At 74.1% G+C, this 8,081-nt stretch carries 9 protein-coding genes and 1 riboswitch; of the genes, 5 read left to right on the plus strand and 4 right to left on the minus strand.

What is annotated here, in order from left to right; all coding sequences use genetic code 11:
- Positions 1-39 precede the first annotated feature (39 nt).
- Genes thiE through ACIQOV_RS16685 form a run of 3 tightly spaced genes read right to left on the minus strand, consistent with a single transcriptional unit; the run spans position 40 to position 2,309 of the window.
- Positions 40-693, minus strand: coding sequence for a thiamine phosphate synthase (gene thiE / locus ACIQOV_RS16675; protein ID WP_401049175.1), 654 nt, complete (start codon positions 691-693; stop codon positions 40-42).
- Complete coding sequence (locus ACIQOV_RS16680) at positions 693-1,058, minus strand: Rv2175c family DNA-binding protein (protein ID WP_189915099.1); 366 nt, start codon at positions 1,056-1,058, stop codon at positions 693-695. Before ACIQOV_RS16680 ends, thiE begins: the two co-directional genes overlap by 1 nt.
- A 42-nt stretch (positions 1,059-1,100) precedes the next feature.
- Positions 1,101-2,309, minus strand: coding sequence for an NAD(P)/FAD-dependent oxidoreductase (locus ACIQOV_RS16685; protein ID WP_401049177.1), 1,209 nt, complete (start codon positions 2,307-2,309; stop codon positions 1,101-1,103).
- Between the two features lie 83 nt (positions 2,310-2,392).
- A riboswitch (TPP riboswitch) is annotated at positions 2,393-2,505 on the plus strand.
- Between the two features lie 3 nt (positions 2,506-2,508).
- On the opposite strand from ACIQOV_RS16685, the gene thiO reads away from it, so the two are divergent.
- The 4 genes from thiO to pknB all read left to right on the plus strand — a co-directional run bounded on the left by thiO (position 2,509) and on the right by pknB (position 6,589).
- Complete coding sequence (gene thiO, locus ACIQOV_RS16690; protein ID WP_401049179.1) at positions 2,509-3,684, plus strand: glycine oxidase ThiO; 1,176 nt, start codon at positions 2,509-2,511, stop codon at positions 3,682-3,684.
- Entirely contained in the window at positions 3,681-3,920 is a 240-nt protein-coding gene (thiS, locus tag ACIQOV_RS16695; RefSeq protein ID WP_380551970.1) for a sulfur carrier protein ThiS, read from the plus strand. Before thiO ends, thiS begins: the two co-directional genes overlap by 4 nt.
- A gap of 3 nt (positions 3,921-3,923) precedes the next feature.
- Positions 3,924-4,721: a thiazole synthase gene (locus ACIQOV_RS16700; RefSeq protein WP_401049181.1), complete on the plus strand. Its 798-nt coding sequence runs from the start codon at positions 3,924-3,926 to the stop codon at positions 4,719-4,721.
- A gap of 86 nt (positions 4,722-4,807) precedes the next feature.
- Entirely contained in the window at positions 4,808-6,589 is a 1,782-nt protein-coding gene (gene pknB, locus ACIQOV_RS16705) for a Stk1 family PASTA domain-containing Ser/Thr kinase (protein ID WP_401049184.1), read from the plus strand.
- Positions 6,590-6,623: 34 nt separating this feature from the next.
- On the opposite strand, the gene ACIQOV_RS16710 is transcribed toward pknB, so the two are convergent.
- Entirely contained in the window at positions 6,624-7,253 is a 630-nt protein-coding gene (locus ACIQOV_RS16710; protein WP_359897107.1) for a sulfite oxidase-like oxidoreductase, read from the minus strand.
- Positions 7,254-7,494: 241 nt separating this feature from the next.
- Between ACIQOV_RS16710 and bfr the strand changes: the two genes are divergently transcribed.
- Positions 7,495-7,974, plus strand: coding sequence for a bacterioferritin (gene bfr / locus ACIQOV_RS16715; RefSeq protein ID WP_380551976.1), 480 nt, complete (start codon positions 7,495-7,497; stop codon positions 7,972-7,974).
- The last annotated feature ends 107 nt before the right edge of the window (positions 7,975-8,081 follow it).

An 8,081-nucleotide genomic window follows, 5' to 3' on the forward strand; every position in this document is an offset into this window, starting at 1 on the left:
GGGGCCTGCGGGCCCCCGGATCCCGCTGATCCGGGCCGGTCAGAGCGCGGCGCGCACCCGGCGGGACAGCTCGGCGGCGGCCGCCCGCGGATCCGCCGCGGCGGTGACGGCCCGCACCACGACGATCCTGCGGGCACCGGCGGCCAGCACCTCGTCCAGGTGGCCGAGGTCGATCCCGCCGATCGCGAACCACGGCCGGTCGGTGTCCTGCTTCGCCGCGTACGAGACCAGGCCGAGGCCCGGGGCCGGGCGGCCCGGCTTGGTCGGGGTCGGCCAGACCGGGCCGGTGCAGAAGTAGTCCGTACCGGGTTCGGCGATCGCCGCGTCCACCTCGGACTCGGCGTGGCAGGAACGGCCGATCAGCACGTCCTCGCCGAGGATCGCCCGGGCGGCCTGCACCGGCAGGTCGTCCTGGCCGAGGTGCAGGACGTCCGGCCGGGCCGCGTGGGCGACGTCGGCACGGTCGTTGACGGCCAGCAGCTTGCCGTGCCGGCGGCAGGCGTCGGCGAAGACCTCCAGGGCCTCCAGCTCCTGCTTGGCCTCCAGGCCCTTGTCCCGCAGCTGGACGATGTCCACCCCGCCCGCCAGCGCCGCGTCCAGGAACTCGGCGAGGTCGCCCTGCTCCCGGCGGGCGTCGGTGCACAGGTAGAGCCGGGCGTCGGCCAGCCGGGTACGCAGCGTGTCCGCCGCCATCAGATCAGCATCGCCTGGGCGCGGCGCTTCACCTCGGTGCCGCGGTTCTCCCGCAGCGCCTGGATCGGGCTGCCGGGCAGCGACGGGTCCTCGGTGAAGAGCCACTCCAGGATCTCCACGTCGTTGTACCCGCAGTCCCGCAGGACGGTCAGGGTGCCGGACAGGTGCTTGACCAGGCCCGGGCCGTCGATGAACGCCGCCGGGACCTGCAGCGACTTGTTCGGCCCGCGCCGGACGGCGATCAGGCCGCCGTTCTTGACCAGGTCACGTACCTCGGTGACCCGGACCCCCCACTGCTCCGAGATGTCGGGCAGGTACATCCAGTCGGTGACCAGGGCTTCAATCTTGCTTTCGATCTCACTCACGCCACCAGACTGCCACCTCCGCGGCCCACCGCGCACCAGGCACTACCCCGCGACGGCCGACTTCAGCGGCACCGCCGGGTCGCCCGCCCGGGCCGGATCCAGGGCCGTACCGCGCTCGATCAGCCTCCGCCCCTGGGTGAGGTCGCGCGGCCGGTCCACGGCCAGCAACGCGCTCGGCACGCCGTCGCGCAGCCAGAGCACCGACCAGTCGCCGTCCCTCGGGGAGCCGCGCCACAGCAGCTCGTCGCCCTCGGCGTGCCGGCCGGCGTACTGGACCATCCGGCCGAACTGCTCGGACCAGAAGTACGGCACCGGGTCGTAGGCCGGCGCGTCCGCGCCCAGGACGGCTGCGGCCACCGCCTCGCCGGACTGCAGGGCGTGGTCCCAGTGCTGGACGGCCAGCCGGGCCCCGGCCCGGGCCGAGGGGTAGCTGACGCAGTCGCCGGCCGCGAACACCCCGGGCACCGAGGTGCGCAGCCGCCCGTCCACCACGACGGCGCCGGCCGCGTCCAGCTCGACCCCGGATCCGGCCAGCCAGCCGGTCGCGGGGCGGGCCCCGATGCCGACCACCACCTCGTCGGCGGGCAGGTGCGAGCCGTCCACCAGCAGCACCGCGCCGGGCTGGACGGCGGCCACGCCGACCCCGCAGCGCAGGTCGACCCCGGCCCCGGCGTACCAGGCGGCCATCGCCGAGCCGACCTCGGTCGGCAGCGCGCCGGGCAGCGGCGCCGGGCCGGCCTCGACCACGGTCACCTCGCAGCCCGCCGCGCGGGCCGCGGTGGACACCTCGGCGCCGATCCAACCCGCGCCGACCAGCACCAGCCGCAGCCCGGGGCGCAGCAGCGCGCGCAGCGCCAGGGCGTCGTCCAGGGTGTGCAGCAGGTGCGCGCGCTCGGCGCCGGGCAGGGCTCGCGGGACGGCGCCGGTGGCGATCACCAGCGAGCCGTACGGGAGGTCGCCGCCGTCGGTGTGCAGCACGCCGGGGGTCAGGCCGGTGGCCCGGCGGCCGGTGAGCAGCTCGATGCCGAGCGGCCCGTAGTCGATGTCCAGGGCGGTGGAGTCGGCCTTGCCGAGCAGCACGTCCTTGGAGAGCGGCGGCCGGTCGTACGGCGCGTGCGGCTCCTCGCCGACCAGCACGATCGGCCCCTGCCGGCCGCCCTGCCGCAGCTTGAGGGCGCACTGCGCCCCGGCCAGCCCGGCTCCGACGACGACCACCTGATCCGTTCCGCTCAGCTCTGCCACGCCCGTCACTGTACTCAGCGCGACGCGGCGGCCTGCGGGCCGTCCGCCCGCTGTACGGGCCTTCGGCCGGGCCGACCCCCGGCGTTAAGGTGGGGGCACCACACGGGAGCCCGGCGCACCGGGCTGAGAGGCGGGCTGGCACGGCCTGCGACCGTCCGAACCTGATCCGGGTCATACCGGCGAAGGGAGAAGAGCAGCTTTGTCACGCTTGCCATCAGGCGCCCACGCCGACGTGCTGGTGATCGGCGGGGGCGTCATCGGCCTCGCCGTCGCCTGGCGCGCCGCGCAGCGCGGGCTGCGGAACGTGATCGTGGTCGACCCCTCCCCCGGCGGCGGGGCCGCCGGGGTCGCGGCCGGGATGCTCGCCCCGGTCACCGAGCTGCAGTACGGCGAGGAGCCGCTGCTCCGCCTCGGGATGGCCTCGAACGAGCGGTACGCGGCCTTCGCCGCCGAGCTCTCCGAGGCGAGCGGCGGCCGGGACACCGGCTACCGCCGCTGCGGCACCGTCGCCGTGGCGCTGGACTCCGACGACCGCGAGGAACTGCGCGAGCTGCACGCCTTCCACCAGCGGCTCGGTCTGGACTCGACCTGGCTGACCGGCCGGGAGGCCCGCAGGCTGGAGCCGATGCTCGCCCCCGGCGTGCGCGGCGGCCTGCACGTCGCGGACGACCACCAGGTGGACCCCCGGCGCCTGCTCACCGCCCTGGCCGCCGCCTGCGGGAACGCGAACGTCCTGCTGCACCGCGCCGAGGCCGTCGAGCTGCTGGTCGAGGGCGGCCGCGCGACCGGCGCCCGGCTCTCGACCGGGGAACGGGTGGGCGCCGGGCAGGTCGTCCTCGCCGCCGGCCCGCACAGCCACCGGCTGCCCGGCCTGCCCGACGGTGTGCTGCCCGCGATCCGCCCCGTGAAGGGGCAGGTGCTGCGGCTGCACGTCCCGGACGCCTACCGCCCGTTCCTGTCCCGCAACGTCCGCGCCGTCGTCCGCGGCCGGCACCTGTACCTGGTGCCCCGGGAGAACGGCGAGCTGGTGGTCGGCGCGACCACCGAGGAGCAGGGCTACGACACCACCGTCACCGCCGGCGGGGTGTACGAACTCCTGCGCGACGCCCACGAGTTGGTCCCGGGAATCACCGAACTCCCGCTGCTGGAGACCTCCGCCGGGCTGCGCCCCGGATCGCCGGACAACGCCCCGCTGCTCGGCCCGACGTCACTGCCCGGGCTGGTCGCCGCCACCGGCCACTACCGCAACGGCGTGCTGCTCACCCCGGTGACCGCCGACCTGGTCTCCGAGTACCTGGCCACCGGTGAAGTCCCCGAAACGGCAAGGCCGTTCACGCCCCTGCGCTTCTCCCCCGAACCCCCCGCTACGAAGGCCTCCGCATGACCGAGATCGCCCCGAACGAGATCACCCCGAACGAGATCGCCCTGACCGTCAACGGCGAGCCCCGCCGGGTGTCCGCCACGACCACCCTCGCCGAGGTGGTGGCCGCCGTCAGCGCCGCCAACACCGGTGTCGCCGCCGCGCTCAACGAGGCCGTGGTGCCCCGCGGTTCGTGGCCCGGGACGGCGCTGGCCGGCGGCGACCGGATCGAGATCCTCACCGCCGTGCAGGGAGGCTGAACCATGGCCGACGACCTTCTGACCATCGCCGGGACGGCCTTCTCCTCCCGGCTGATCATGGGTACCGGGGGCGCCCCCAGCCTGGAGGTCCTGGAGCGCGCGCTGCTCGCCTCCGGCACCGAGCTGACCACCGTCGCCATGCGCCGGGTCGACGCCACCACCCAGGGCTCCGTGCTCGACGTGCTGACCCGCAACGGCATCCGGGTGCTGCCCAACACGGCCGGCTGCTTCACCGCCGGCGAGGCCGTGCTGACCGCCCGACTGGCCCGCGAGGCGCTCGGCACCGACTGGGTCAAGCTGGAGGTGATCGCCGACGAGCGCACCCTGCTGCCCGACCCGATCGAGCTGCTGGACGCCGCCGAGACGCTGGTCGACGACGGCTTCACCGTCCTGCCGTACACCAACGACGACCCGGTGCTGGCCCGCAAGCTGGAGGACGTCGGCTGCGCGGCCATCATGCCGCTGGGCTCGCCGATCGGTTCGGGCCTGGGCATCCGCAACCCGCACAACTTCCAGCTGATCGTGGAGGGTGCGGGCGTCCCGGTGATCCTGGACGCGGGCGCCGGCACCGCCTCCGACGTGGCGCTGGCGATGGAGCTGGGCTGCGCCGCGGTGATGCTCGCCTCCGCGGTGACCAGGGCTCAGGACCCGGTGCTGATGGCCGAGGCGATGCGGCACGCCGCCGAGGCGGGCCGGCTCGCCCACCGGGCCGGCCGGATCCCGCGCCGCTTCCACGCCGAGGCCTCCTCCGCGATGGCCGGCCGGGCCGACCTGGACAGCCGCGAGCGCCCCGCGTTCTGAACCGTCGCGCATGTCACAAGCCGGTCCCGGAGGCGGTGTCCTCCGGGACCGGCCGTCCCGGGCGGCTCTAGACTCTCCGAGTGGACATGGCACTGCACGACCCCTTGATCGGCGCCCTGCTCGACAACCGGTACCGGGTCGAGCAGCGCGTCGCGACCGGCGGGATGTCCACCGTCTACAAGGGCACCGACACCCGTCTGGACCGCGTGGTCGCACTCAAGGTGATGCACCCTTCGCTGGCCGGCGACGCGGGTTTCACCGCCCGCTTCATCCGCGAGGCCAAGGCCGTCGCCAAGCTCACCCACCCCAACGTGGTCACCGTCTTCGACCAGGGCGCGGACGGCGGTCACGTCTTCCTCGCCATGGAGTACGTGCCCGGCCGCACCCTGCGCGACCTGCTGCGCGACCGCGGCGCGCTGTCCGTCCGGGCCGCTCTGGACGTGCTGGAGCCGGTACTGGCCGCGCTCGGCGCCGCCCACCGGGCCGGGCTGGTCCACCGCGACGTCAAGCCCGAGAACGTGCTGATCACCGACGGCGGCCTGGTCAAGGTCGCCGACTTCGGCCTGGTCCGGGTGCTCGGCACCGCCGACGGCGCGCCCACCTCGACCACCACCGCCACCGGCGGCACGGTCATGGGCACCGTCTCCTACCTGGCCCCCGAGCAGATCCTCCCGGACGCCCCGACCGACCAGCGGGTGGACGTCTACGCGGCCGGCATCCTGCTGTACGAGATGCTCACCGGCCGCCGCCCGCACACCGGCGACAATCCCGTCCAGGTCATGTACAAGCACCTGCACGAGGACGTCCCGGCCCCCTCCCTGGTCGCCCCCGCCGTCGGCCCCGAACTGGACGCGATAGTGGCCGGCGCCTGCGCCCGGTCCGCCGACGCGCGCCCGTACGACGCGGTCGAGCTGCTCGCCGCCCTCCAGCGGGTGCGCCGCACCCTCACCCCGGCCGAGCTGGACGCCGAGCCGCCGGCCTCCACCCGGCCCGGCCCTCGCTACCCGACCACCGAGCCGACCTCGGTGGTCCAGCCGCTGCCGCGGCCCGCCGACGCCCCGCCGACCGAGCGCACCAGCGTGCTGGACATGCCGCCGGAGCTGATGGACGAGCTGCTCGCCGAGCCCCGCCCGTACGACGAGCCGACCCCGGTGCAGCGGCGCCGGCCGGCCACGCCGCGCCGCCGTCTCCCCCGCGGGCCGCTGATCTGGACGGCCGCGGTGGCCGCCCTGGTCCTGGCGATCGGCGGCGCCACCTACGGGATCTCCGAGGGGCTGTACGGCGCGGTGCCGGGCGTGCTCGGCAAGGACCGGGCCGAGGCGCAGCGGGTCCTGGACAAGGAGGGCCTGCACGGCAGGTTCGTCGAGGTGTTCAGCGAGTCCGTGCCGTCCGGGCAGGTGATCTCCGTGGATCCCGGGGTGGGTGCGCGCACCCGCAAGAGCGACAGCGTCACCGTCACCGTCTCCCGGGGCCCCAAGCGGATCGCGGTGCCGGACCTCGCCGGCAAGAGCTCCGCCGACGCCGCCTCGGCCCTGGCCGGCGCCCAGCTGACCAGGGGCGGTGTGGCCGAGACCTACGACGACACCGTGCCCGAGGGCTCGGTGATCAGCAGCTCGCCGGCGGCCGGGCAGCTGCTGCAGGAGAACTCCGCGGTCTCGCTGGTGGTCAGCAAGGGCATGGTGCCGGTCCCGAACGTCACGGGGATGGGCAAGGACGAGGCGCAGAAGGCGCTCCAGGCGGCGGGCTTCACCATGCAGACCAGCGGCTGGGACGTGTTCGGCGCGGTCACCTCCTCCGGCCAGAGCCCGGCGGCGGGCGAGCGGCGCCCGCAGCGCAGCGTGGTGACGGTCAAGTTCTCGCTGTTCTAGGGCGCGTCCGACCCGCTCGGCCGCCGCGAGGGGTTCAGCGCAGCGGCCCGTCGCCGGGCTCCTCCTGGTAGGAGTAGCGCTGCTCGCGCCAGGGGTCGGCGAGGTTGTGGTAGCCGCGCTCCTCCCAGAAGCCGCGCCGGTCGGCCCGCATGTACTCCACCGCGCGCACCCACTTGGGGCCCTTCCAGGCGTACAGCCGCGGCACCACCAGCCGCACCGGGAAGCCGTGCTCGGCGGTGAGCGCCTCGCCGTTGCGGTGGGTGGCGAGCAGGGTGCGGGGGTCGGCGAAGTCGGCCAGCCGCAGGTTGGCGCTGTAGCCGTACTCGGCCCAGACCATGACGTGGGTGACGCCCGGTGCCGGGGGCACCAGGTCGAGCACGGCGGCGGCCGACACGCCCGTCCATTCGTTGCCGAGCACCGAGAACTTGGTCACGCAGTGCATGTCCCCGACGACGGTGGTGCGCGGGAGGGCGCAGAAGGCCTCGAAGTCCCAGCTGTGCTTCTCCGCCGAGGCGGTGGCGCCGAACACCTGGAGGTCCCAGGTCAGGGGCTTGAAGCGGGGCACCGGCCCGTAGTGCAGGGCGGGCCAGCCGCGCTGCGCGCGCTGGCCCGGGGGGAGCCTCGGGTCAGACGGCGGAAGCGGTTCGTGTTTCGACTGACCCATGGATCCATGGTGACAGACGGCGGACGAGCCTCGGCGCGCGCCCCTTTGCGCGGATTCGCGCCCCGGCCCGTACGGAGCAACGGTCGAGCCCTCACCAGCACGTTCCGTGATGAATCGGATATTCCGCCACATCTCCTAGTGAGTGTGAACTTACTGGAATTTCCTCCCGAAGCGGTGCCAGGATGCGCAGCGCAGGACCCAGCACAGGACGCAGGACAGGACTCACGCAGGAGGCATCACCATGCAGGGCGATCCCGAGGTCATCGAGTTCCTCAACGAGCAGCTCACCGCCGAGCTGACCGCGATCAACCAGTACTTCCTGCATGCCAAGATGCAGGAGAACTTCGGCTGGACGAAGCTCGCCAAGTACACCCGGCACGAGTCCTTCGACGAGATGAAGCACGCCGAGACGCTCACCGACCGGATCCTGTTCCTGGATGGGCTGCCCAACTACCAGCGGCTGTTCCACGTCCGGATCGGCCAGACGGTCAAGGAGATGTTCGAGGCGGACCGCCAGGTCGAGGTCGAGGCGATCGACCGGCTCAAGCGCGGGATCGTGGTGATGCGGGCCAAGAACGACGTCACCTCGGCGAACATCTTCGAGGACATCCTGGCCGACGAGGAGCAGCACATCGACTACCTCGACACCCAGCTGGAGCTGCTGGACAAGCTCGGCGAGGCGCTCTACCTCGCTCAGGTCATCGAGCAGCCGGAGTCCTGAGGCGGTCCTCCCGGGCGGCCCGGACGGCCCGGGCCGTTCAGGCCGCCCGCAGTGGGACCACCGGTGCGGCCTTCGGGGCGGGGGCCGGGGCGGCCGGGGCGGCCGGG

Source organism: Kitasatospora sp. NPDC091257, assembly GCF_044757675.1.
In the GTDB taxonomy this organism is placed as follows: domain Bacteria; phylum Actinomycetota; class Actinomycetes; order Streptomycetales; family Streptomycetaceae; genus Kitasatospora; species Kitasatospora lactacystinica.

Bases quoted from the DNA above. Each gene is read 5' to 3' on its own strand.
- ACIQOV_RS16710 (WP_359897107.1), bottom strand. From the start codon at position 7,253: ATGGGTCAGTCGAAACACGAACCGCTTCCGCCGTCTGACCCGAGGCTC.
- bfr (WP_380551976.1), top strand. From the start codon at position 7,495: ATGCAGGGCGATCCCGAGGTCATCGAGTTCCTCAACGAGCAGCTCACC.
- ACIQOV_RS16700 (WP_401049181.1), top strand. From the start codon at position 3,924: ATGGCCGACGACCTTCTGACCATCGCCGGGACGGCCTTCTCCTCCCGG.
- thiE (WP_401049175.1), bottom strand. From the start codon at position 693: ATGGCGGCGGACACGCTGCGTACCCGGCTGGCCGACGCCCGGCTCTAC.
- pknB (WP_401049184.1), top strand. From the start codon at position 4,808: ATGGCACTGCACGACCCCTTGATCGGCGCCCTGCTCGACAACCGGTAC.
- thiS (WP_380551970.1), top strand. From the start codon at position 3,681: ATGACCGAGATCGCCCCGAACGAGATCACCCCGAACGAGATCGCCCTG.